Source organism: Enterocloster sp. OA13 (assembly GCF_022440595.1).
GTDB classification, from domain to species: domain Bacteria; phylum Bacillota; class Clostridia; order Lachnospirales; family Lachnospiraceae; genus Enterocloster; species Enterocloster hominis.
Map to the genome: position 1 here is coordinate 3,317,485 of NZ_JAKNTF010000001.1, position 24,214 is coordinate 3,341,698.

Here is a 24,214-nt window from a genome sequence, read left to right on the forward strand (position 1 = left end):
CCTTTCTGTGAAATTATTTCAAGTACCATGGGACATAATGACGGATATTTGGTATACTGAAAGAAAATCCCATATATTCCTAATGGGAGAAGGGGGATGATTGGCAAATGAGGTACGTATTTCCTTTCCTGTGGATTGTAATATATGTCCTTCTCTATCTGCATGAGTCCAAGGCAGTCCACATGCCGGGCATAAAAGAGGAGGAGTCAGGCACCCGGACAGAATATGCCCTGAGGGCTTTTGTAAAAGCGGGTATCCTGTTTTTAGGCTGGTATGTCCATCTGCCCTTATTTATCGTGTATCTGTTGATACTCTGCGGGTATGGGATGACGTTCCGGTCAATCAGGACCAGGAATAAGATGGACCTGTTTTTCTGGGGCAATTTTTTCAGTATCTGCTTCACCGCCGTTCATCTGATCTGCCTGGCCGTCATCTCAATGGTTACCGGATATATGCTGAGGGATGTCTATCTGAATCATATGACCTTCCTGCTGTCCATGGTCATGACCCTCCTCATCCTGAACCTGGCCCACATACTGTGGAAAAGACAGGCCTTTGTGGAATGGATCACGCTTTTAACCAGTGATGAAAAGAGATTCAACCAGCTGGTCTCTTTTGAGTGGTATGCGGTGGGATATCTGCTGTTTGACAGCATTTCCTGTGTTTTCGTACTGCCCTATTTCCTGTTATCCGTTTTTCTGATCGGCAGCTGCATCCTTCTGATAATCCAGTTCATACTTTTTTTGGTACATACTTACAGGATCATAGAGAAGGCCCATTATGAAGCGGAATACTACAGGCTGGAGGAGGAAAGGGCCGACCATGTAAAGAGGCAGATGAGCCTGCAGAAGCTGGCCTATATAGACAGCCTGACAGGGGCGTTTACCAGGAGATATGCAATGGAAATGCTGGAATCCATGCAGAAGGACAGGCTGGATGTCACGGTTGCCTATATTGACGTGAACGGGCTGAAAATGGTCAACGACACCCTGGGACACCCCGAGGGCGACCAGTACCTGAAAATAATAGCAAACAGCCTCAATGAAAGCCTGAATAAAAGCGATATCCTTGCGCGGGTTGGCGGTGACGAGTTCCTGATTGTCTCCAACAGCACGGAAAAAGACGCTTTGGAGTCCATGCTTTCAAAAGTCAATGAACGCCTGAAGGACATGGGCCGGGAAGGCTACAGGCCATCCTTCAGCTATGGGACCGTGTCGGCGTCCCATCATGAACCCTTTGACCTGGATGCATTGTTACGCGAAAGCGACCGCCGGATGTACGATCATAAGATGCAGTTTAAGAAGGGGGTAATCTAAATGAGGCTGGTACTGCCCTGGAACGGCTATTATACCATGTTTGTGGCAATCTGTTATTACATATATAATCACCAGATGTTCTCCTATATTGATTATCTCACGGGGAAGAAGCTTCCCAAATGGAAAAGCAGCATCATAACCTTCATCATCAACTACGAGGTGTTCATGCTGATTTCCCAGCTGCGTTTTTACCTAATCATCAACTGGACGATTTTCGCCATCTTCCTGGTGCTGGAAATTGCGGTAATCTACCGGGTGCCGTGGACCATGAGCCTGTTCTGCGGTATACAGGGCGCAATGATCGGCCTGGCATTTAATTTCATCACAAGGTCGGGCACTGCCCTGCTTGTGAACCAGTCCCTTGCGGCCTTTGACTCCCGGATCATGAGCAGCATAGCCAGCTTGAAGCCCTATCCCATTGCGGCAGGCTTTGTACTTGCAGGTTTCGGTTTTTGGGTGCTTCAGCATAAATTTAATGACTGGGCGGAAAAAGAGGAGAATCCGGACAAGCCGGTAAACCTTATTTTCTCCCTCTGCCTTGTGCTTTCCCTTTTTATTTATCTGGACCTGAACCTGCTGATTTATTTCACCCCCAGCAATGAACCGATCATAAAACTCTGGGGAATGAAATCAGGCATATGCGTATTGATTGGGTATTATATCGGGATTAGCCATATCCATACCCTGACAAAGCTCCAGCATTTTGAAAGGCAGAGCTATACCGTGCGCAAAGAGCTGATTTCACATAAAATCATGGTGGATAAACTGGAAAAGCTAGCGTTTTATGATATCCTGACCGGCTGCCAGAGCCGTGAAGCGGCCTTGAATGCCATGAAGCATGATTATGAGGAGGGGAATCCCTTTTACATATGCTTTGCCGACCTGAATAACCTAAAGCCGGTGAATGATAATCTTGGGCATGACGCCGGGGATCGGTATCTGGCAGCGGTGGCCCATGCCCTCCAGGAAGCGGCGGGAACCGGGGACATTGTCAGCAGGTACGGAGGGGATGAATTTTTACTGATCACACCCCAGGACGGGATTGAACGGGTCAGGGCAGGCTTGGATAATGCCAAGTGGTCCTTAAAAGAGCTTTCCAATTCGTCTGAATATCCATTTGAACTTTGGATAAGTTACGGAATTGCCTTCAGCGGGGAATGCGGGGATCTGGAGGAACTTATCAAGCTTGCGGACGACAGGATGTATGAGAATAAACGCCGCGATAAGCAGGAAAGGAATATCGGCCAGGCAGGCCCAATCCCGTTTGGGCCTTCATAAAAGCAGTCCGGCACAGTGCCATCCCTTATAGGCACTGTACCGGACTGTTTTCTGTCATACGAGTCTGATTTTCAGGTTTTCCATGTTACGTTGCGGGTTGACTCACCTTCCATTAACTCCGCCTTAAACACCCGCTTCTGATGGTCCGCATGATTGCGTACCACGTCAAACAGGATCTTAATGGTGGCTTCCGCCATCTCCTCCACTGGCTGCCTTATGGTAGTCAGCGTCGGATTATAGTAATGGGCGATGTCAAGTCCGTCAAATCCAGCCACCGAATAGTCTTCGGGTATCTTCATGCCGTGTTCCGTGATGGCCTTGCAGGCACCGATGGCAATACTGTCCGATATGGCATACACCGCGGTAAAATCCGTCTTTTTTTCTTCCAGGATCCGGCTCATGGCCATAAAGCCGTAATCCATGGTGTAACAGTCCCTTCCTACCCCGGAAAAAATGCAGAGATTTTCATCCGGTTCGATTCCATTGTCCTTAAGGGCCTTCCGGTATCCCTCCAGACGCAGCTTTCCGATACTCTCATCGTCCTGGGTGGCTGCCAGGATTAAAATCCTCTTATGTCCAAGCCTGCACAGGTAATCCGTCATCTTATAGCTTTCCGCAAAATCATCCACGGAAACCCAGGAATAGAAGGAGGCGTCTTCCAGGGAATCCGTCATCCCAATCGTGCTGAGCACAAAGGGGACCGTCAGCTGTTCCAGCTTCTCCTTACTGTGTGAGAAAAATCCTCCCAGGAACACAATCCCCCGGGGCTTCTTTTCCTTAATCAGTTCAAGCGCCACATCCACCTCGTCTTCTCCTGCATCCACATGCTGCATGATGAACGAGTACTTCTTCTTCTGGATTTCCTTTTCAAAAATCCGGATCATCTTGCTGAAAAAGGGGTTGCTGATTCCCTTGATTAAAACAGCGATAGCCTTTGAATCCGTGCGCTTTAAGTTGCGGGCGCTGTTATTCGGAATATAATTATGTTCCTTAACCACCTGCATGATCATATTCTTTGTCTCCGGATTAATGTCCGGATGATTGTTAATGGCACGTGACACCGTACTTACGCCCACTCCGCAGATTCTGGCTACGTCTTTAATATTAATCGATTCCATAAGAAATACACATCCCCTGTCATCCTCTGCCGTAAAGCTTTGCCATCTTCCGGCACCTTACCGCAATCTCATCTGTTATTTCCCCGGGAACCATGCGCCATCTCCAGTTTCCTCCTAGTGTGGATGGCGTATTAATCCGCGCTTCCCCTCCAAGCCCCAGATAGTCCTGGACCGGAATCACCGCCAGCTTTGCCACGCTTGACAGCGCAAGACGCACGAAATCCCAGTGGATTTCCTCTACAGGCGTATGCGGATTGTTCATATAATCCACGGAAAGCTGTCTGTCTTCTTCCCCCATCTCCCCATACCATCCCCTGATGGTATTATTATCATGGGTTCCAGTGTAAACCACACAGTTCGAAGTGTAATTATGGGGCAGATAATCGCTTTCCTCCCTTGAATCAAATGCAAATTCCAGCACCTTCATTCCCGGGAATCCTGTATCTTTTACTAATTCTAGCACAGATGGTGTCAAAAATCCAAGGTCTTCCGCAATAATATTAAGTTTTCCAAACTTTTCCTGCATTTTCCGGAAAATATCCATGCCCGGGCCTTTTTTCCAGGTTCCGCTGACCGCCGTGCTGCTTCCCGCTGGTATGGAATAGTATTCGTCAAAGCCGCGGAAATGGTCCACGCGCACCACATCGTACATGCAAAAGCTATATTCCATGCGCCGCATCCACCATTCATATCCAGTCTCCCTATGATACTCCCAGAGATACAGCGGATTGCCCCACAGCTGTCCTGTGGCCGAAAAACCGTCGGGAGGGCAGCCTGCCACCGCCACCGGATTCCTGTCCTCATCCAGCTGGAACAGCTCCGGATGGTACCATGTGTCGGCGCTGTCCAGTGCCACATAGATGGGGATATCCCCGATGATACGGATTCCATTTTCATTGGCATAGGACTTAAGCGCGCTCCACTGTTCTTCAAATTTCATCTGGAGGAACGCATAAAATCCGGTTTCATCCGCCAGTTCATGCCGGAGCACCTCCATGGCCCCCTGCTTCTGGAGGCGGATATCCTTATCCCACAATGTCCAGGTCCTGCCCTTATAGCGGTTCTTAACCGCCATATAAAAACAGTACTCCACCGTCTCAGGCCAAAGTCTTCCTTTGGCCTCTGCCGCCGTATGTCCCTTCTCCTTCCACCGTCCATAGGCCCTGCGGAGTAATGGAAAACGGTTTAAATACAATTTCCCATAATCAATCGCCCTGGGATTGTCACCGAAATCGGCAGAGGTACACTCTGCTTCTGTTAAGAGACCTTCTTCCACCAGTCTGTCCAGATTGATAAAGTACGGATTGCCCGCGAAAGCTGAAAATGACTGATATGGGGAATCCCCGTAGCTGGTTGGCCCCAAAGGCAGAATCTGCCAGTAATGCTGCCCCGCCTTCTTTAATATATCAATAAACCCATATGCCTCTTTAGAAAACGCTCCAATCCCGTACCTGGACGGCAGACTGGCAACCGGAAGCAACATACCACATTCCCGCATCGTGTCCCTCCTTTAATTATGTCTGAATTTTCCGTATATGCCTATCCCTTTACCGCACCTGCAGCCACACCCTTGATGATGTATTTCTGGCAGCTCAGATAAAAAATAATGATTGGCACAATTGCCAGGACCAGCATGGCCATCATGGCTCCCATGTCAATGGAACCGTAACCGCCCTTAAGGTTCTGGATAACCATGGGTATGGTGCCTTTTTCCTGGGGAAGGATCAGGCTGGGAAGCAGATAGTCATTCCATATCCACATGGCATTTAAGATTGCAACCGTGACAGCAGTCGGCCGGAGCATCGGAAATACCACATGAAAATAAGTCTGGACAGGAGAACAGCCGTCAATCATGGCCGCCTCTTCAATCTCCAGCGGTATTGCCTTCACAAACCCGCAAAACAGGAATACCGCCTGCCCTGCTCCGAATCCCAGATACAGAAGTACAAGTCCATAGATGGAATTCAGATATAAGTCATTGGCCGTCTTGGACATGGTGAACATGACCATCTGGAACGGCACTATCATGGCAAATACGAAAACATAGTAGAGAATACTATAAAACTTTGTTTTAACCCTGGTGATATACCATGCGGTCATGGAGGTAAACAGGACGATTACCGCCACGGAACAGACCGTGATGAACAGGGAACGCCCAAACGCCATGAAAAATCCCGTCTTCCTCACGCCTTCAAAATAGTTTCCAAGACCCACATAGGCTTCTGCCATCGGGAACCGGAACGGGGCGTCACTGATATAAAGCTTACTCTTAAAAGCATTCATGAAAACCAGGAGTATGGGAAACAGGAATGCAAGGGAAAGTACGGAAAAAAATATCGTCATCATCATGCCTGTGAACCTGCTGACCTCCATCTGCTGGTCATCTGTATTTTTATCCTTCCTGCCCATCAGTTTTCCACCTCCTTACGCCTTGTTATATAAAGCTGTGTCAGGGCAATGACCGCCACCATGATGAAAAATACAACTGCCTTGGCCTGGCCCACGCCTTCCCAACCCACCCTGCCGTAAAATGTACTGTAGATGTCCAACGCCAGCATACTGGTCTGCCTTCCCGGCCCTCCCGCCGTCAGGGCCAGGTTCTGGTCAAACAGCTTAAAGGAATTGGTCAGGGTTAAGAAAAGACAGATTGTAAAGGACGGCATCACCATGGGGATTGTAATCCGGCGCAGTGTCTGTGTCTTCGTGGCCCCGTCAATCTTAGCCGCCTCAATCAGCTCAGGCGGGACATTCTGAAGCCCGGCAATATAGATGATCATCATATATCCAATCAGCTGCCAGTTCATCAAAATAACAAGGCCCCAGAAGCCATATTTGGCGTCAAAGGACAGGGTGACCCCGAACCGGGCCAGGATGCCGTTTAACAGGAGCTGCCAGATATAGCCCAGGACAATTCCGCCGATCAGGTTGGGCATGAAGAATACGGTACGGAACAGATTCGTCCCCTTGATTCCTCTTGTCAGGGCATAGGCCATCAAAAACCCAAACACATTGATCGTAACAACGGATACAATGGTGAACTTCACGGTAAACAACAGGGCGTTTATAAAGTTCTGGTCCAAAAATATCTTTCTATAATTACTTATGCCCACCCACGCAGCGTCCCGTACCGTGGTAAATTCTGTGAATGACAGATAGATACCGATGATAAACGGATACAGGAATGCAATGATAAACGCAATCAGCGTTGGCAGCACAAAAATCGGAAAATACCGTTTCATTGATTTTTGCATGGCGCACCCTCCTTAAAAATCACATGATGATCCTCATCCCTCAGGTAAAGGCCCTCAGGCAACGAAATGGGTGAGGAAGATTCCTTACGCTCACCCATGTCAAGTCCGGTCCTTAAAATCTTATTTGGTCATGGCCTTTTCACTTGCCCAGCCTGCCTTCATGTCATCCACAACCGCCTGCCATTCTTTCCCGCCCTGTACATACTGTAACAGGGATGCTCCAAAGTCATCCTTAAAGGTCTGGCTTGGGAAGGAAGTGAAATTCCAGGATACAGAATACAGATCGCCATTACCCATGTATCTGTCAACTTCTTTGGCCAGTGGGTCGGATGGCTTCTCATCAGCTGTAAAAGTGTCAAATGGCGCGATGAAACCTAACTTATTTGTTATATAGTCCTTACCTGTCTCAGAACTGAACAGCCATGTTAAGAAGTCAAGGGACGCCTGCTGGTCCTCGGCCTTGGCCTGGCTGTTGATGGAAAAGAAGTTCTCGGTACCGATACATAAACCCTGCTTGTCTTCGCCGGACATTCCGGTGTAAATTGGAAGGAATTTCACATCTTCTGCTTTTACAGTGTTGCCTTCAACGCCGGCTACCTGGCTCCATCCCCAGTTGCCGTTCTGTACCATGGCAACCTTGCCCAGTGCGAATTCAGCCATGGAATCCTCTACGGTCTTAGCGCCTACCATCTTCGGGTCCGTGCAGGAATTATTCAAATATAAATCGAAAATGTTCTTAAAATTATCGGAATACCTAAAGTCGATAGCATCCTTGTCACTCACACCGTCATCTTTATATTCATAATAAACCGGAAGGTTTGCAAGATGGGTCTGCCATCTCCAGTCCTCGCCGGGCGCAAAGGATGTGGAAGCGAACACGCCGTCAATTCCCAGATCTGCTTTCCTTGCCTGCATATCCTCGGAAACAGCCTTTAATGTATCAAAGTCATGGATTTCATCCATGGATGCTGCCTTAGCGCCGTCCAGGGCAAAATACTTCTGCATGATTGCGTCATTATAAATAATCCCGTAGCCCTCTACCACATAGGGGATGCCGTACACGCCGTCACCATCGGTCACCGCCATGGTCTTATCTACCAGGTGGCCGTAGATTTCCGTATCACTTAAATCGAGGCAGTACTTAGCCCATGACTTATAGCCAATGGGTCCGTTAATCTGGAACAGTGTGGGGGGTTCCTTCTTCGCCACTTCAGACTTCAGGGTCTGCTCATACGTCCCGGCCGCCGCGGTCTGGACCTTCATCGGTACCCCGGTCTCAGCCGTGTACTTCTCAGCCAGTTCTACCCATACATCTGCAACCTCAGGTTTAAAGTTCAGGTAGTAAATCTGTCCCTTTCCTTCGGCCGATACCGGTTCCCCTGACTGCGTCCCCTCCCCCGCTTCTCCTGCAGGAGATTGTACGGTTCCTGAAGGTTTGGAAGAACACCCGGCCAGTGTGCCTGCCGCCATAGCTGCTGCCAGTGAAAGTGCTGCCAGTTTCCTCAGTTTCATAATGATATCCTCCTTCCGTATCCACGTTCTCTGCCGCGGACACTTTCCATGCTGTGTTACCTTTATACAATGTTCTCAGAAACCTTCCCGGTAACGATATCGGTAACGTTTCCAATAACCTTGGATTTAATATAGCACAATACATGTAATGTATCAAGTATTTTTTTATTACCATTTATATTTTTGTTGTTATATCACAATTTTCCCTTACATTATTATGCAAATCCCACAAATCCAATCGGCTTGTTGTCTCCCGGACCACCAGCTTTACAGGAAGCAGGATTTCCCTTCCTTCCCCGGCTGTATTCCTGCCTTCCACCATATCCGCCAGCATTTCCACTGCCAGGGCTGCCTTGCGTTTCATATCCTGCCGTACCGTAGTCAGCCCAGGACTTAATAAGGATGCGTACGGGATATCGTCAAAGCCTGCGATTCCAAGGTCCCGGGCTATCCTAAGGCCCTGGGACGTAAAGTATCCCAGGGCTTCCAGGGCATACAGGTCCGACAGGCAGAACAGGGCCGGTCTTAGTCCCGCCTTTATGTTAGCCTTCACAGGCTGCACAAGGGCTTCCAATGTTTCCCTGCGCTTCTTACGGTCCATGCCCAAAGATACGAACCTCACCTGGCCGCTGTCCGCCTTACCCTCCTCCTTACCGTCCTTCTTACCCCGCTCCTTTTTACCGGCCTGGCATCCCAGATACCTCACATGGTCCACCCCATGGTCCCTTCCTGCGCACACATAAACAGGACCGTATCCGCATGCAAGCAGATATTCGGTCATGAGTTTTCCCCCTTGCCAGTCATCAAGGCCGACGTTGGGCACATTTCCCCGGCAACCACAGCCATCGATGGAGACCACCGGGCGTTTTAGAAGGCCCGCAATCTTGTCACAGTCATTCTTATGGAAGCTCAGGGTTATGACCCCTTCCACCTCCTGTTCCATGACCATCCTGAAAATGTCATCCATGTCGGAGGACGAGTAGAACATCATATAATATCCTTTTTCCCTGAGACACTGCTCTGCCATGCCTATGATTTTCCCATAGAAGGGATCGGCGCCAATGGCATCCTCATAAACCTTGTGGGGATTCGCCACCAATGCGACCAGGCGGGAACCTTTTTGTGTTCCCGCCGCCTTTTCTCCTCCCTGGGCATACCCCATGGCCAGGATCAGCTCCTGGACACGGCGTATGGTGCCGGGGGAAACCCGCTTCGTCTTCCCGTGTATGACATTGGATACCGTGGCCGTACTGACCCCTGCCAGTTCTGCCAGTTCCCTTATGGTAACGCCGTGGCTGTCCTGTTTCTCCATATCTCCCCAAGCGCCTCCCTGTCCCAGGTTTTCATATCTTCCCCGCCTTCATTTCCATATCATGCCTCCAGTATATAGATCCTGGACTGATAATCCCCGTTGGTCCCGTCGTACTTCTCCTTATTGTCCCCGGATGAGGAATCGGATACCATAAGGCCGTAATTCATCAGCTCGTCGCCGTACACGTCCATTTCCTTAAATCCCCCGTGATATCCGCCGCCCTGTATGGATACGTGATACATCATCCCTTCCTCCAGGCCGGACAGGCGGATTTTCCGGTATCCTTCATTTACCGGCTCCAATATCCGGTAATATCCTATCAGGGCCTTTTTGCGGTCCCCGGATACCACCATCCAGGCAGTCACGTTGCCCCTTCCGTCAAACGGGCTTATCAGCCTGATGAATGTACCGGACTGGATCAGTTCCCGGTTCTCCTTCATGAAGGCAATCTGCAGCCTTATCTTCTCCAGTTCCTCACCGTTCAGCTGATTCAGGTCCAGTTCATATCCAAAGGTCCCAAAGTACGCCACATTCGCCCTGGTTTCAAGAGGCGTGGTGCGCAGGACCTGGTGGTTGGGTACGGCCGACACATGGGTGCCCATGCTGCTCAAAGGATAGACCATGGATGTGCCGTATTGGATTTTCAGCCGTTCCACTGCATCCGTGTCATCGGATGTCCAGCACTGGGGCGCATAGTAAAGCATCCCGGGATCGAACCTTGCCCCTCCGCTGGCACAGGATTCAAAGAGGATTTGGGGATATCGGCCAATCAGCTTCTCATACAGGCTGTAAACCCCCAGTATATACCGGTGGAATACCTTTCCCTGTTCCTCCGGCCGGGCGCAGTGGGAATAGACCTCCGACATACACCGGTTCATATCCCATTTGATATAGGAAACCGGGGCTTCGTCCAGCACCCTTATCAGCATCTGGTAAATATGATCCACCACTTCTTCCCTGGAAAAATCCAGCACAAACTGGTTCCTGCCGTGGCAGGCGCTGCGTCCCGGCGCGGACAGCATCCAGTCAGGATGGGCCTTGTAAAGATCACTGTCCTTGTTCACCATCTCCGGCTCAATCCACAGACCGAACTTAAGTCCCATGGCCTCTATCCTGCGGGCGATTCCGGCTACCCCGTCCGGCAGCTTTGCCTGGTTGGGATACCAGTCCCCCAGCGAGGACCTGCTGTCGTCCCTGTGGCCGAACCAGCCGTCATCCAGGACGAACAGCTCCACCCCCACATCCTTGGCGGTCCTGGCCAGTCTTAGGATTTTTTCTTCATCAAAATCAAAATACGTTGCTTCCCAGTTATTAATCAGTATGGGCCTTGCCTTATCCCGCCATGGTCCCCTGGCCAGGCGGCTCCGGTAAAGCCTGTGGTAGGTCTGGCTCATACCGTTCAGTCCTTCACCGGAATACACCATCACCACCTCCGGTGTCTGGAATTCCTCCCCTTTTTTCATGGGCCACGAAAAACAATGGGGATGGATGCCCAGCATGATCCTGGTGACCTCATAGGTGTCCACCTCTGCCTGGGCCAGGAAATTGCCGCTGTACACCAGGCTGAAGCCGTAAACTTCCCCTGAACACTCTCCTGCATCCGGCCGTTTCAATGCAAGGAAGGGATTATAATTGTTGCTGCTACATCCCCTCATGCTGTATATTGACTGGATTCCGTGTTCCAGCCTCCTGGTCTTCACACTCCGCTCCCTGGCCCAGGCCCCGGTCAGCTCCACCATCTCAAACCCACTGTCCGGAAGGTCCACGCTGGCGCTCATGGCCTGGTTTAAGACCACTCCTTCCTCATTATCACAAATGAACCTGGCGCTCCTTGTGATGACGGGAAGGTCCTCATAAATGGTATATGTAAGGACCAGCTTTGTCCTTATCCATGCGTCCCCAAGGACAATCTCCAGGGTGGACGCCTCTTTTGGATCTTCGGCGTAAGCTGCGGGAAGCCCCTTAAGCCCAGGCTTTCCCTGATAAATCCGGTGGCTTTCATAGACAAATTCCGTGATATGGCTTCCATCCGTCTGAAGGATATCATACGCCGGGGCACGCATGTCCCCGTGTCCATAGGACGGGTATTCCTGCTTGATGTGCTCCATGGAAAACTCCCTGTCGCCTTCGTAAAAGCAGGGGGCCATGGAACGGATCCGTATCTCCAGCATGTGTCCGAACGATTCCCGGTCCCTGATGGCCTTCCCATAGTACAGGTGTCCCAGCTGCCCGTTGCGCAGGATTGTCATGATATAGCTTACCTTATGGTTATACAGGTGGAATTCCTTTCCATCCCCATGTACTTTAATTGGCATATCTTTTACCTCCCAAGGATTATATGTCTAATCCTTTTCTTCAATGATGATTCTCCTGAACAGTTCATAGAGCAGGGAAAGTTCATAGGAATTCATCCTGATCCTGTACTTCTGCTCCATTTCCTTGAAAACCTCCCTGGATATCCCATAAAACCGATTTTCCTGGGGGGACAGTCCGCGCGTCTGTTCCTGCACCGGGTCCGTGGTCATAAGCCGCTCAATCATGAACGCAATGTGCATATACAGGTTCAGCCTGACATGCCCGGTCATTTCCAGGTGATAATACTGCTCGTACTTCATGAGGACCAGTTCCACCTCGTTGATGACCACCGTGGGGTTTAAGAACCGGAGGCGGCTGACAATCCCTTCTATGGAAAAAAACCGGATGTACTCCCGTTTCAGCTCCTCGAATTCCTCCCTGGTAATCAGTCCCTTAAAGGACCCCCAAAGCTGGTCCTCCCCCTTGCCGTCCAGGATGTCGTAGATATTCAGCCAGGGCACCCCAACATGTTCCGGCAGTGCCGAAGTGGTGAGTATGAGCAGGGTCTGCTTAAAATACTCCCTGGGGTTCTCATCCAGCAGCCTGCGCAGTTCCTGGTAATCCATTGTCACGATGTCAATCAGGGACTGGTCGATGACCTTGCACATGGCCTCCTGAAGCTTTTCCGCTATGCCTACGCCGGACATGCAGGACACGATGATGTTCCTGCCCCTGGATATCCCCTCAAAATACTGGATTTCAAAGGCATATGTCTCCCTGGCAGCCTTCACGATATCCAGGAAGGAGCACCGCCCCAGCATCTTGATACCCACATCCAGGGCAATGGCCGTGGTCACATTGTTGATGATCAGCAGATCTCCCGCCAAATCGTTCTTGATGGAGGAATACAGCTGGCTGAGGGAACCGGTGTCCACCAGAAGGATCATCCCCTTCCTCGCATTGACCCGTTCCAGGTACTGCCTGACCTTTGCTATGGTATCCTCCACCGCCGTCTCCATGGGCATGTCGATGGCCTCAAACACAAAGGTGCGGCAGGTCCGGTTGGCAACCTTCTGGATACTGCTGGCCGTGGAATCCCCATGGGCAACAATCAGTCCATGGAATTCCATGGTTTCCACCATATATTCGTGGAGGGACAGGGCAAACAGGAAATCAAGGGCGCCTCCCGTTTCCTGGTCCATCTCATAAAGCCTGCTGCAGATCTGTCCCGCCACATAGTATGCCTTGGGCATGGCCTGCTCAAAATAGGCATCCAGTTTCCTGAATAAGTCTTCCCCCGGACTACTGGATCTGAATAAGCCGTGCAGGAACCCCAACTCTTCCAGGACAATCTTTACCTCCCCCACGCCGTAGGAACAGAGGATTTCACGGCAGATTGGAACAAACAGGTTCCAATCCGGCTCCCCCCTGTAACCGGCGTGTTCCCGGGCCTTCAGTTTCTTCACCATGCGTTTGAAATTAAGGTATACGCTGTCCACCGAAGGTTCCATCCGTTCAAAGGGGATTCCGGAAATATCTTCCCACAGCGCCTTTATCTCCCTCCCCGTCCCCTCCTCAGGCAGCTCTGCCTGGTCAAAGGGCAGCCCCTCCCCGTCCACCAGGATGGAAGGCAGGCCGTAATATTGTGACAGCTGGCTGCGGCAGTCTGCCTCAGGCAGTTCCCTCATGGTAATATGCAGTATATCGCTTCCCCCCTGCCTGTAAAATGCATTGGCACAGCTGACCTGTATCAGGTTCTCCAGCTTTCCGATGTTCCCCTGCAGCCGCGTGAGCATCAGGGCCTGCGCCACCTCTCCCTCCACCTCGATCCGGCGCCCCACCTTCCTGGCTTCCTTCTGATAAAAGAGATACAGCATCTGAAGCCGTTCCTTTAAGGGGCGGTCCATCATGCTGGGGATGGGAACATGAAGGGTGATACGCCTGCGGAAGGTTTCCAGCAGGACTTCATCCGGGTTTTCCGTGGTGGCGAAAATGAAACGCACCCTGGAGGATTTCCACATATTGTCGCCCAAAGGGCGGTACTGTCCTGAATCCATGAACAGGAACAGTTTTTCCTGGTTCTCAAAGGACAGCCTGTGGACCTCATCCAGGAACAGATAGCCTCCGTCCGCCTCTTTTAAAAGTCCGTCCCGGTCCTTGTCTGCCCCGGTAAAACTCCCCTTCTTATATCCCAGCAATGTGGCTGAGAGAAGTTCCGGGTTATTGGCATAGTCCGCACAGTTTAAGACCACGAAGGGGGCGTTGGCTTCAATGACCCCCTGGCTCAGGGCATATGCATGGATCAGGCGGGCAATGAAACTTTTTCCCACCCCGCTCTCACCGGTAAGGAGCATGGGCAGACCATCCGGCGGATAATTGACGGCCGCCATACACATTTCCACGGTCTGCTTCTGGCTTCCCGCATATCCAACCATGGATGAGAACACGGAGCAGGGCCTGGCGGCATCTGAATTGTCATGCATGGCAGGCCGCGCGGCGGCATCCGGATTACCGTACATGGCAGGCCGCGCGGCGGCATCTGAGTACCCGCCCGGGGCAGCGGCCTGGTCTGGCTTCGTCCCTGCATTCCCCCACACGTCCTCCCCGAAAAATTCCAGATCCTCCGAGGTCACGGGGAACCAGTACACCGGCCGTGTACTGGTTTTTACCGCAAGCCCGTCCTCCATGAGCCTTGTAAGATAATGGCTCACCACCTGGCGGCTCAGGTTCAGTTTGTCTGCCAGATCTGCCGCCGTTATCTTCCGGTTGCCGCTGCATGATTCCTTTAGCGCTTCATAGACCCGTTCTTTTGCCTGCATGGATAAGATCCTCCCTCATACCTGATTTCCATTTCTCCTCTTCCCTCAACGGGACAGATCCGTTCTTTTACCTTACCATCATCATACCATGGGGATTTGTTATCATGCAATTACAAAACCATGCGGTTCCTAAACTACGCGGTTTCAAAACTACGCGATTCCCAATGCGGAGAGCACGATGCCCAGGACAATCACCCCCACAATCAGCACATTGATGCTCATCTTCTTTTTTGTCAGAAGATAGAAGCATAAAAGGGTAAGGCATAACGGGACCAGGCCCACGAACAGCTGGTCCAGCATGTTCTGGAGGGAGAATATTTCCGTTCCTTCCATGGACAATGAAAGCTTACTGTTAAATACCACCATGCTGCTGGCCATACCGCCTACCATCATGAGTCCCATGATACTGGCCGCCTTGGTGAGGACGGTAATCAGGCCGCCGCTGTACAGCTTCTCAATATATTCAGAACCCAGGCTGTATCCCAAAAACGTGCCATAGTAGCGCACCACGTTGCTTGGGATGTTGAATAACAGCAGGAACACGAGGGGGGCCAGCACATTGCCTGCCTGGGCCATGCTGATGGCTATGCCCGCGCAGATGACCCTCCACACACCCCAGAATATGGAATCACCGATACCTGCCAGCGGTCCCATGAGGCTGGTCTTAATCGGGTTGATGGAACCCGCATCAAAATCCTTATTCTCGCTGTTCTCCTTCTCCATTGCGCCGCAGAGTCCCATGATGAAGGTGGACATGGGAACCGTGGTATTGAAATAGGAAATATGCCTTGCCATGGCCTCCTTCTTACCTTCCGGATCATCCTTATAAAACCGGTTGATGAAGGGAATCATGGAATAGCAGAACCCGGAGGCCCCCTGTTTCGCCGGGGTCACGGATGTATATAAGGTAAAGGAACGAAGGAATACGGACCTGAGCATCTTCTTTTCTTCTCTGGAAACATCGGTTATCTTAGACATTGAAAAAATCCTCCTCTTCTTCATCTAACATCCCCTCTGCAGGGACAGTGGCAGGTGCAGCGGCTTTTACCCTTATAAGCTGGTTAAGTTCCAGATCCCTCTGCGCCACCAGCAGGGCTGCTATGACCCCCAGGGCTGCAAGGGCAATCAGGGGCAGCTTCAGATAGGCCACCAGCACGAATCCCAGGAAGAAGTAAACGCAGATTTTATGGTTCCACAGAAGCTTTAGAAGCATGGCCATACCTACGGCAGGAAGCAGGTTCCCGCACACCGTAAGACCGTTCATGATGACAGCCGGGATTGCCTTGACCGCAGCTTCCACTGCCTTGGAGCCGAAAAGGATTGCAAAGAATGGAATCAGGCAGTACAGCCCCCAGTTCAGACACCACAAGCCATAGTGGAGTCTTGTAAGTTTTTTGTCCTCCCCATTCTCAGCCAGCTTATCAAATACAGGCGCAAACCAGCCAATGATGCCGATCCAGATAATATTTTTCGCCTGCTGTCCCAGCATTCCGATGGGAAGGGCCAGCGGGAGGGCAACCTCAGGGCCTCCTCCGCTCATGATGGCAAATGCGCAGCCCACCACGCTTGCGATTCCGCACTCTGCTGCGGATGCGCCTCCTATATTTACGATTCCCATGAACACGGCTTCCAGGGATGCGCCGATGAGAAGTCCCTGCTGTATATCCCCGAACAGCCACCCTATGATAGGGCAGATGAATACGGGACGGTCCAGCATGGTGAATCCCAGCAGGTCCCTGACACCGGATGCGATAAGTACCATGACTGCAATCACAAATGCAGTAACAAGTATGGATGAATGTGCTAACATGAATGAATCCCCTTTCTTTCTATGATTTACAATACTTCTGAAACAAGCTTCTTTTCATCGGAAGGAACCATCTGTAGGGCTGTATCCGGAGCCAGCTCCACCAGTTCCCTTAAGGCTTCCATCTCGTCGGCCGTCAGGCTTACCGACCGGGAAATGATGGTGCGCTCCGTACCGTCGCCGCTGGTGAACCGTCCTGCATTGCCGATGTTCACATATTCGATACCAGGTACGGCCTTATAAATTTCCAGGGCATTCCTCACCGTCCTTACCAATACCAGTATCCTCATACCCTCAGACCTTGGATTGTTAAGCAAGGCAATGATTTCCGGCATTGTCTTGATGATGCATTTGATGCCGTCCGGCACAGCCATTTTAAGCGTCATCTTCTGCATCTCATTGGCGGCTGCCTCGTCATCAGCAACCATGATGCCCTGTATCCCCAAATCCCTTGTCCATGCCATGGCCACCTGTCCATGGATCAATCTCTCATCTACCCTTAAAGCCTTAACCATAATCTCTCTCCTCTCTCATTATGGGCTTCTGGCGTCCCTGTCTTAGACGCCGCCCTGCGGTAAACGCCACTGTTTACCCAAAGAAATCCTCATCCTGTCCTTCCTGGTTGACCAGTTCCACAAGCTCCATCTGATTCCTGGAATCCTCGATATACTGTTTAATCCCGTCCTTCGTGATTCCTTCCGGCGCAATGGCCAGGGCCACCAGCAGCGGCAGGTTAAAACCTGCGACTAAAAATACATTTTCCCTGACTGCATATGGCACGATTTTCTGGTTCACGCTTCCGCCCTTGATATCCGTGAGCACAATCACCTGATCCTCCGGCCGGATCTGGGCGAAATACCGTTCCAGTGTCTCCACCAGATTCTCATCCTGATCCACATAAGCGTTGATGCAGGTAATATTTCCTACATTCCCCATAAGGAAGCGGACCGTGCTCTCCGCCCCGGAAGCAAAGGTCCCGTGGGTGGCTATCAAAATCTTCTTCATATTGGAACTCCTTCCCTTTTCTGTTTGATTTTCATTTCACTTATATATTAAGCAAATACGGTGCCAACTTTTTTTAGACACTTAAAATACGCTGGAATTGCCTTGATTTCATAGTCATATAAAAATTTTACCATACCACCCCGTAACGTGTCTAATTAAAGTGTCCAATACTTGTGTCCAAAATGTCTGTTTAAAATCCTGCTGCGGGACAGATGGAATTGGACACAAAAAAAGCCAGCAGTCCAAAGCTGCTGGCCGGGAACAATCCGTTCCCAATTTACGACTCCACTATAAAGGCTTCATATGGCTGCATCATGCCATCCTCCAAGATTTGCGGCCTGTTTTGGATGACCGCCCTGCAGCCGGGATACAGGATACCGTCCAGCCGCCCGGCCGGAACCGGCCGGTCCGTCAGGTTCGCTGCCACCAGCCATCTCCTCCCCCTGTATTCCCGTTCATACACAAACAGGGATTCATCCTCCGGAAGTAACAGGCGGTAGCTTCCTTCTGTAAGGATTTCCTCCTGGTGGCGGAGCCGGATCAGCTTCTGATAATAATAGAACACGGAATCCTGGTCTTTAAGGGCTTCCTCCACATTGATTTCCTTATAACGCGGATTCACCTTGAACCACGGGGTGCCGGAGGTGAATCCTGCATTCTCCCCATCTGTCCACTGCATCGGGGTCCTGGCATTGTCCCTGCTCTTATTCCATACTGCCTTCTGAAATTCCTCCCTGCTTATGGTCTTTTCACGTTCCACCAGCTCCAGGAGGGCATTTTTCACTTCCACGTCCTCATACTCCTCCAGCTGGTATGAGGCATTGACCATTCCGATTTCCTCCCCCTGGTACACATAGGGGGTGCCCTTCATCCCGTGAAGGATTGTGGCATAGGCCTTGGCGCATTCCTTTCTGTAGCAGGTATCATTGCCCCAGCGGGAAATCACCCTGGGCTGGTCGTGGTTTTCCAGATAGAGGGCATTCCATCCATGTCCCTCCAGCTTTTCCTGCCAGTCCGACATGACCCGTTTTAAATCCCGGACATCAAATGGTTTCAATGCCCACTTGCGGTTCACATGGCCCGGGATCCGGTCAATGTTCATATGTTCAAATGTAAAAATCATATTCAGTTCCTTCCGTCCCGGGTCCACGAACAGACGGGCATTCTCCGAAGTGGAGCCAGGCGCCTCCCCCACGGTCATGCAGTCATAACCTGCCAGCGCTTCCCTGTTCATTTCCTGAAGGTACTCATGAAGCCTCGGTCCATTGGAATGCATGAACCCGGTATAATAACGCCTGCCTGGCTCTTCCGGGTAATCCGGGAAATCCGTATACTTGGAAATGGAGGCAATCACATCCATGCGCCAGCCGTCCACGCCCTTATCCATCCAGAATTTCATAAGGTCATAGACCTCCCTGCGCACGGTCTCATTCTCCCAGTTAAGGTCAGGCTGCTTCTTATCATAAAAATGCAGGTAATACTGCCCCCGTGTCCCGTCATAGGTCCAGGCACTGCCGCAGAAGCTGGAACCCCAGTTATTCGGCTCCCCTCCCCCGTCCTTTGGATCCTTCCAGATATAATAACCGCTGTAAGGATTATCCCCTGATTTCCTGCTTTCCACAAACCACCTATGTTCATCCGAGGTATGGTTGGCAACCAGGTCCATGACAATCTTAAGTCCCCGGTCATGGGCCTTTTGAATCAGTTCATCCATATCCTCCATGGTGCCGAATTTCCCATACATCTTCCGGTAATCCCGGATATCATAGCCATTATCCTGCTGGGGTGAATCATAGACAGGGCTGAGCCATATGACATCAATTCCCAGTTCCTTCAGATAGTCCAGCTTTTGGATGATTCCCTGGAGATCCCCGAAGCCATCCCCGTTGGAATCCTTGAAACTTCTGGGATAAATCTGGTACACAACGGACTTCTTCCACCAATCGCCCATATACATATCTCCTCTTCTTAATTAAATTTCCTGAAAGCGCCTGAATCCGCCTTCATGTCCTGATGGGATTATATACAGATACCGCGTCCGTGGTCAACAGGTTACGCCCATAACCTCCTTATTGCACAAACAGCGCGGCCGCGCAGTAAACCAGAAGGACCGCCATCATAAGGTTGACCCCCTTTGCATGCCTGGCAAGATATTTACAAAACGCCGAACCGCACAGCGCCCACACAAAGGAGCCGGACGCGCCGATAAGCGCCAGCAGGATGGTGAATCCAATGATTGCCCCGGTGGAATGATACACTGGAAGGATATAAAGCGTCATGGCCGTAACCGCATAAATATAAATCTTCGGATTGGCAAACTGCAGTATCATCCCGGATAGGAAGCTGGCCTCCTTACTGCTGTCCGCACTTGGATTGACCGGGCTTTTTAAGACCTTCCATGCAAGGTAAAGCATATACGCCGCCCCGAAAAACTGCATGGTTAACTTTAATCTGGGCAGAAGGGTGTACAGCGTTGTGCTGCAAACCGTACAGACCGTCATGACAACGGAAAACCCGGCCAGTATACCAAGATTGAATCGGAAGCTGCGGCGAAAGCCAAGCCGTGCCGCATTGCTCATGGATAATAAATTGTTAGCGCCTGGGGTGTACGCTGTAATAAAACAGTAAATCAGGAAATCGGATAAATGAAACATTTGTGCCCTCCTCTTTACAAGTCCTGTCATAAATTATATAATAGTACAAAATGACTATTATATTGTACTTGTACGATATAATAATACATCTTGTTCGTTATATTGTCAATAAGAAGGAGGAACGTTTGATGGATTCCATGAATTTGATTGTCGCTAAAAATATACGGAGACTGCGTGAAGAAAATAAGCTGAGTATGGACGAACTGTCAAAGTTAAGCGGTGTCAGCAAAAGTATGCTTGCACAGATTGAACGGGGGGAGGGAAATCCAACCATTTCAACCCTTTGGAAACTCTCAAATGGCATGAAGGTGCCTTTCGACGCTTTAACCGTCCGCCCGAAAAGTCCTTATGAGATTGTGGATACGGCAGAATTACAGCCGCTGCTTGAAGATGGCGGGAAGGTTAAAAACTATTCCATCTTCCCGGATGATGAGAACCGCAGGTTTGCAGTCTATTATCTGGAATTGGATGAGGGAAGTTTCTGGGAATCAGAGCCGCACCTGAAAGGCACCACTGAATTCATCACAATATCTGCAGGCCGTATTGAAATCAGCGCCGATGGACACCGGTTCACGGTGGGGAAGGGCGAAAGCATACGGTTTAAGGCTGACTGTGTCCATTCTTACAGGAACACAGGGCATGAAACCGCAATCCTGCATATGATTTTGTATAATCCGTAAAAGGCAGGAATGGATTTCACCACACCCACCAGACCCCACCCTAAAAAGCGCCCATCCAGCAGATCCTGCAGCGTCCATATGGTAAATCTGCACTATATATACCGAGGAAAATTTTGTAAATTTTTCACAATTACACAGACCGGGAAATTTTGATATATTAGATACTGCAATATGGCTGTAGCTTCTGTCGTGAAGGTCATTCACGGAGGCTGCAGCCTTTTTATGTCTGCAAAAAAAGAAAATCAAAGAAAATCAAACGGAGGTTTTTATGAATCAGGATTCAAACCATTACATGGCAGAAGAACCCATAGGAAGGCTGATGCTCAGGTTTTCCATCCCCTGCATCATGTCCCTGCTGGTATCTGCCCTTTACAACATCGTGGACCAGATCTTCATTGGCCGCGGCGTTGGATTTCTGGGAAATGGAGCCACCAATGTGGTATTTCCCGTGACAATCATCGCCCTTGCCCTGTCCCTTCTGGTGGGTGACGGATGCGCCGCCTTCTTAAGCATCTGCCAGGGACGGATGGACGGGGAGCAGGCGCACAAGAGCGTGGGAAATGCCGTCGGTATCATCACCGCGTCCGCCATCCTGCTGACCCTGGTATTTGCAGTGTTCCGCGACCGCATCCTGGTGGGCTTCGGCGCAACCGCCAATAATATGGGGTATGCCAGGGAGTATTTCTCCTGCCTGATCATCGGTATTCCATTTTTCATGTTTACCAACTCCATGAATTCCATCATCCGTGCCGACGGCAGCCCTCAGTTTGCCATGGGTTCCACCCTAATCGGATGTTTCATCAACGTAATCCTTGACCCCATAGCCATATTCGTGCTGGGCTGGGGCATGAAGGGCGCGGCGCTGGCTACCATCACAGGACAGATTGTGTCTGCCCTTCTGGCAGTATACTACCTGGCCAGGGCAAAATCCTTCCGCCTGAAAAAGAGCAGCTTCATACCGGATACCGCTATACTGAAGCATATCCTGCCCCTTGGGATCAGCAGCTTCCTGACGCAGATATCCATTGTGGTCATCATGGCCGTAATGAACAATGTACTGGTCATCTACGGCGCACAGTCCAAATATGGGGCTGACATCCCGCTGACCGTGGTGGGGATTGTCATGAAGGTATTTCAGATCGTGATATCCATTGTGGTCGGGATTGCGGCCGGCTCCCAGCCCATCGTGGGATATAATTACGGCGCCGGGCACTGGCACAGGGTAAAATCCATCTTCAGGACCATGATGATGGCCGAGTTCTGCGTGGGACTCATATCCATGATATGCTTTGAGGCCTTCCCACTACAGATCATCAACCTATTCGGCAGTGAGGACGGGCTGTACAATGAGTTTGCAGTGCTGGCCTTCCGCATTTTCCTGGGAGGGATCGTGCTCTGCTGCATCCAGAAATCCTGCAGCATTTTCCTGCAGTCCATCGGAAGGCCCACGCTGTCCATGATGCTGTCCCTGTTCAGGGACTTTATCTTAAGCGTCCCCTTAACATTAATCCTGCCCAGGTTGTCCGGCGTAACCATGACCCTGTATTCCGGGCCAATCGCAGACGTGGTTTCCTTTGGGGCGGCTGTCCTGTTCATGTACCGGATTCTCAGGGAACTGGACCGGCTGGAGGACAGCGCAGGGGAACCGGCAGATATCCAGGGAAACATCCGATCCCTTGAAAAGGCCGGGTGCTGAAAAACCGGCGGTTAAGGAACTATCTGCTAAAAAGCCAGGCGATGAAAATTCAGCGGATAATAAACCAGCCAATATTCCCATCATTACCGTCTCCGCCTGTCAAAACGCCTTCCAGGATCCCTTTCGTCCTCATACCGGCCGCGTCCAAAACCATTGCCAAGGGGGCCATCCCCATGGAAATGCTCCCTGCGGCTGTGGCCGCGGCTTAATATATAATCATGCATTTCCTTCATCCTGCCAAATGTATAGTCAGAAGGATGCTCCGGATCCATATGCCTTATGATTTCGTCTTCCAGGCGTTCCAAAAAACCTTTGAACTGCTTCTGCTCCTGATCATCAAAGCAGTCAAACAGGCGGTCCGTGTCCCTGCCGTCAAACCCATCCGCCTGTTCTACCGCCCTGCGGCCCTCTTCCGTCAGTATGATATTCATACTCCGTCTGTCATGTTCACTTGGCACGCGCTTCACATAGCCCTTGTTCTCCAGCTTTCTTAATAGTTCGCTCATGGACTGGGTACTGATTCCAAGAAGATAGGACAGTTCCCTGTGGCTTATCTCCGGCTTCAGCTTTAAGATTGCCAGGATCCGGCCCTGGCCTTTAAATGGGCTTCCCATGGGGCCATTTTCCTTGTAAGCCTCTGTCTGGTAGCGGTGTAAGAGCATTCCGATATGAAAGAAGTGTTCGGACAGGTTTTTTCCATTGTCCTTCTGCTCCTGGCCTATACCCTGGTCCCTATCACAGTCTGCGTCACAGTATGACCCCCGCTCCCCATCATAGCCTGCATCCTGGCCCATTTTGGGTTCCATGCCATGTTCCTTTTTGAGTTCCGTGCCATGTTCCATTTTGACTTCCATGCCATGTTCCTTTTTTGGTTCTATGTCATGTTCCTTTTTGACTTCCATGCCATGTTCCTTTTTTGGTTCCATGCCATACTCCATGTCCTGCTTCCTGCTCTCATCTTCATTTCCCTTACTTATATTGCCCTCGCTCATATTTCCCTCATTCATATTGCCCTCGCTCATATTTCCTTCATTCATATTTCCTTCATTCATATTTCCTTCATTCATATAACCCACATCCAACTCCTTTCATTCTGCCGCCTGTTCCATGATTCCCCTGATACCTATTATGGATTCAGGGCTTAAATAATGCTCTATCCTGCATGCGTCATGCTCCGCGACCTCTTCCGGGACTCCGATGCTGCACAGGAACCGTTTAAATGTTTCATAGGAATCGTTGATTTTAGACGCAATTGCATAACCATCTTCCGTCAGGTCAACCTCATGGTTTTCATGTACCTTAATCAGGTTCTCCGATGCCAGTTTACGGAACGCAATGGAAACGCTTGGTTTTTTGACGTCCAGTGCCGATGCCACATCAATGGCCCGCACATGCCCATTCTTATTTTTCAAATACAATATGGCCTTTAGATAATTCTCTTTTGAAACCGTGATGTTCATGACTCACCCTT

At 50.5% G+C, this 24,214-nt stretch carries 20 protein-coding genes; 4 read left to right on the forward strand and 16 right to left on the reverse strand.

Translation table 11 applies throughout. From position 1 onward, the window contains the following. The first annotated feature begins 107 nt into the window (after nt 1–107). Nucleotides 108–1,316, forward strand: a complete 1,209-nt coding sequence (locus tag MCJ35_RS14710; protein ID WP_025486576.1) for a GGDEF domain-containing protein — start codon at nt 108–110, stop codon at nt 1,314–1,316. Next, nucleotides 1,317–2,594, forward strand: a complete 1,278-nt coding sequence (locus tag MCJ35_RS14715; protein WP_025486575.1) for a GGDEF domain-containing protein — start codon at nt 1,317–1,319, stop codon at nt 2,592–2,594. It abuts the gene before it with no gap. 71 nt (nt 2,595–2,665) lie between these two features. On the opposite strand, the gene MCJ35_RS14720 is transcribed toward MCJ35_RS14715, so the two are convergent. The 14 genes from MCJ35_RS14720 to MCJ35_RS14785 form a co-directional block, all read right to left on the reverse strand. Next, a complete protein-coding gene (locus MCJ35_RS14720; RefSeq protein WP_025486574.1) occupies nt 2,666–3,712 on the reverse strand; it encodes a LacI family DNA-binding transcriptional regulator in 1,047 nt (348 codons plus the stop codon). A 19-nt stretch (nt 3,713–3,731) separates the two neighbouring features. Further along, nucleotides 3,732–5,210 carry a 4-alpha-glucanotransferase gene (gene malQ / locus MCJ35_RS14725; protein ID WP_025486573.1) on the reverse strand — a complete coding sequence of 493 codons (1,479 nt, stop codon included), beginning with the start codon at nt 5,208–5,210 and terminating at the stop codon, nt 3,732–3,734. A 41-nt stretch (nt 5,211–5,251) separates the two neighbouring features. Further along, nucleotides 5,252–6,121: a carbohydrate ABC transporter permease gene (locus tag MCJ35_RS14730; protein ID WP_025486572.1), complete on the reverse strand. Its 870-nt coding sequence runs from the start codon at nt 6,119–6,121 to the stop codon at nt 5,252–5,254. Then, nucleotides 6,121–6,963, reverse strand: coding sequence for a carbohydrate ABC transporter permease (locus MCJ35_RS14735; RefSeq protein WP_025486571.1), 843 nt, complete (start codon nt 6,961–6,963; stop codon nt 6,121–6,123). The genes MCJ35_RS14730 and MCJ35_RS14735 overlap by 1 nt, the downstream gene beginning before the upstream one ends. Nucleotides 6,964–7,083: 120 nt before the next feature. Beyond that, on the reverse strand, nt 7,084–8,475 hold the full coding sequence (locus MCJ35_RS14740; protein ID WP_025486570.1) for an ABC transporter substrate-binding protein: 1,392 nt from the start codon (nt 8,473–8,475) through the stop codon (nt 7,084–7,086). Between the two features lie 175 nt (nt 8,476–8,650). Continuing rightward, nucleotides 8,651–9,787, reverse strand: coding sequence for a LacI family DNA-binding transcriptional regulator (locus MCJ35_RS14745; protein ID WP_025486569.1), 1,137 nt, complete (start codon nt 9,785–9,787; stop codon nt 8,651–8,653). Nucleotides 9,788–9,846: 59 nt separating this feature from the next. Then, nucleotides 9,847–12,102, reverse strand: a complete 2,256-nt coding sequence (locus tag MCJ35_RS14750) for an alpha-galactosidase (protein WP_240299550.1) — start codon at nt 12,100–12,102, stop codon at nt 9,847–9,849. Nucleotides 12,103–12,129: 27 nt separating this feature from the next. Then, entirely contained in the window at nt 12,130–14,901 is a 2,772-nt protein-coding gene (locus tag MCJ35_RS14755; RefSeq protein ID WP_240299551.1) for a sigma 54-interacting transcriptional regulator, read from the reverse strand. 150 nt (nt 14,902–15,051) lie between these two features. Continuing rightward, on the reverse strand, nt 15,052–15,879 hold the full coding sequence (locus tag MCJ35_RS14760; protein ID WP_008717787.1) for a PTS system mannose/fructose/sorbose family transporter subunit IID: 828 nt from the start codon (nt 15,877–15,879) through the stop codon (nt 15,052–15,054). Beyond that, complete coding sequence (locus tag MCJ35_RS14765) at nt 15,872–16,711, reverse strand: PTS mannose/fructose/sorbose/N-acetylgalactosamine transporter subunit IIC (protein WP_008717789.1); 840 nt, start codon at nt 16,709–16,711, stop codon at nt 15,872–15,874. Before MCJ35_RS14765 ends, MCJ35_RS14760 begins: the two co-directional genes overlap by 8 nt. A gap of 26 nt (nt 16,712–16,737) precedes the next feature. Further along, nucleotides 16,738–17,223, reverse strand: a complete 486-nt coding sequence (locus MCJ35_RS14770; protein WP_025486568.1) for a PTS sugar transporter subunit IIB — start codon at nt 17,221–17,223, stop codon at nt 16,738–16,740. A 73-nt stretch (nt 17,224–17,296) separates the two neighbouring features. Beyond that, nucleotides 17,297–17,713: a PTS sugar transporter subunit IIA gene (locus MCJ35_RS14775; RefSeq protein ID WP_025486567.1), complete on the reverse strand. Its 417-nt coding sequence runs from the start codon at nt 17,711–17,713 to the stop codon at nt 17,297–17,299. A 277-nt stretch (nt 17,714–17,990) separates the two neighbouring features. Beyond that, nucleotides 17,991–19,664: a glycoside hydrolase family 13 protein gene (locus MCJ35_RS14780; RefSeq protein ID WP_025486566.1), complete on the reverse strand. Its 1,674-nt coding sequence runs from the start codon at nt 19,662–19,664 to the stop codon at nt 17,991–17,993. A gap of 118 nt (nt 19,665–19,782) precedes the next feature. Next, a complete protein-coding gene (locus MCJ35_RS14785) occupies nt 19,783–20,367 on the reverse strand; it encodes a LysE family transporter (RefSeq protein WP_025486565.1) in 585 nt (194 codons plus the stop codon). A gap of 128 nt (nt 20,368–20,495) precedes the next feature. On the opposite strand from MCJ35_RS14785, the gene MCJ35_RS14790 reads away from it, so the two are divergent. Further along, nucleotides 20,496–21,047: a helix-turn-helix domain-containing protein gene (locus MCJ35_RS14790; protein ID WP_008717798.1), complete on the forward strand. Its 552-nt coding sequence runs from the start codon at nt 20,496–20,498 to the stop codon at nt 21,045–21,047. A 268-nt stretch (nt 21,048–21,315) separates the two neighbouring features. Beyond that, complete coding sequence (locus tag MCJ35_RS14795) at nt 21,316–22,743, forward strand: MATE family efflux transporter (RefSeq protein WP_025486564.1); 1,428 nt, start codon at nt 21,316–21,318, stop codon at nt 22,741–22,743. Nucleotides 22,744–22,826: 83 nt separating this feature from the next. Here the strand turns inward: MCJ35_RS14795 and MCJ35_RS14800 are convergent, their stop codons facing one another. Further along, a complete protein-coding gene (locus tag MCJ35_RS14800) occupies nt 22,827–23,810 on the reverse strand; it encodes a MarR family winged helix-turn-helix transcriptional regulator (RefSeq protein WP_240299552.1) in 984 nt (327 codons plus the stop codon). Nucleotides 23,811–23,831: 21 nt separating this feature from the next. After that, a complete protein-coding gene (locus tag MCJ35_RS14805) occupies nt 23,832–24,203 on the reverse strand; it encodes a metal-dependent transcriptional regulator (RefSeq protein WP_025486562.1) in 372 nt (123 codons plus the stop codon). Between the last annotated feature and the right edge of the window lie 11 nt (nt 24,204–24,214).

What these genes read in the sequence shown, in the direction of transcription:
- MCJ35_RS14710 (WP_025486576.1), top strand. Translation starts at nt 108, where the DNA reads ATGAGGTACGTATTTCCTTTCCTGTGGATTGTAATATATGTCCTTCTC.
- MCJ35_RS14715 (WP_025486575.1), top strand. Translation starts at nt 1,317, where the DNA reads ATGAGGCTGGTACTGCCCTGGAACGGCTATTATACCATGTTTGTGGCA.
- MCJ35_RS14720 (WP_025486574.1), bottom strand. Translation starts at nt 3,712, where the DNA reads ATGGAATCGATTAATATTAAAGACGTAGCCAGAATCTGCGGAGTGGGC.
- malQ (WP_025486573.1), bottom strand. Translation starts at nt 5,210, where the DNA reads ATGCGGGAATGTGGTATGTTGCTTCCGGTTGCCAGTCTGCCGTCCAGG.
- MCJ35_RS14730 (WP_025486572.1), bottom strand. Translation starts at nt 6,121, where the DNA reads ATGGGCAGGAAGGATAAAAATACAGATGACCAGCAGATGGAGGTCAGC.
- MCJ35_RS14735 (WP_025486571.1), bottom strand. Translation starts at nt 6,963, where the DNA reads ATGCAAAAATCAATGAAACGGTATTTTCCGATTTTTGTGCTGCCAACG.
- MCJ35_RS14740 (WP_025486570.1), bottom strand. Translation starts at nt 8,475, where the DNA reads ATGAAACTGAGGAAACTGGCAGCACTTTCACTGGCAGCAGCTATGGCG.
- MCJ35_RS14745 (WP_025486569.1), bottom strand. Translation starts at nt 9,787, where the DNA reads ATGGAGAAACAGGACAGCCACGGCGTTACCATAAGGGAACTGGCAGAA.
- MCJ35_RS14750 (WP_240299550.1), bottom strand. Translation starts at nt 12,102, where the DNA reads ATGCCAATTAAAGTACATGGGGATGGAAAGGAATTCCACCTGTATAAC.
- MCJ35_RS14755 (WP_240299551.1), bottom strand. Translation starts at nt 14,901, where the DNA reads ATGCAGGCAAAAGAACGGGTCTATGAAGCGCTAAAGGAATCATGCAGC.
- MCJ35_RS14760 (WP_008717787.1), bottom strand. Translation starts at nt 15,879, where the DNA reads ATGTCTAAGATAACCGATGTTTCCAGAGAAGAAAAGAAGATGCTCAGG.
- MCJ35_RS14765 (WP_008717789.1), bottom strand. Translation starts at nt 16,711, where the DNA reads ATGTTAGCACATTCATCCATACTTGTTACTGCATTTGTGATTGCAGTC.
- MCJ35_RS14770 (WP_025486568.1), bottom strand. Translation starts at nt 17,223, where the DNA reads ATGGTTAAGGCTTTAAGGGTAGATGAGAGATTGATCCATGGACAGGTG.
- MCJ35_RS14775 (WP_025486567.1), bottom strand. Translation starts at nt 17,713, where the DNA reads ATGAAGAAGATTTTGATAGCCACCCACGGGACCTTTGCTTCCGGGGCG.
- MCJ35_RS14780 (WP_025486566.1), bottom strand. Translation starts at nt 19,664, where the DNA reads ATGGGCGATTGGTGGAAGAAGTCCGTTGTGTACCAGATTTATCCCAGA.
- MCJ35_RS14785 (WP_025486565.1), bottom strand. Translation starts at nt 20,367, where the DNA reads ATGTTTCATTTATCCGATTTCCTGATTTACTGTTTTATTACAGCGTAC.
- MCJ35_RS14790 (WP_008717798.1), top strand. Translation starts at nt 20,496, where the DNA reads ATGGATTCCATGAATTTGATTGTCGCTAAAAATATACGGAGACTGCGT.
- MCJ35_RS14795 (WP_025486564.1), top strand. Translation starts at nt 21,316, where the DNA reads ATGAATCAGGATTCAAACCATTACATGGCAGAAGAACCCATAGGAAGG.
- MCJ35_RS14800 (WP_240299552.1), bottom strand. Translation starts at nt 23,810, where the DNA reads ATGAATGAAGGAAATATGAATGAAGGAAATATGAATGAAGGAAATATG.
- MCJ35_RS14805 (WP_025486562.1), bottom strand. Translation starts at nt 24,203, where the DNA reads ATGAACATCACGGTTTCAAAAGAGAATTATCTAAAGGCCATATTGTAT.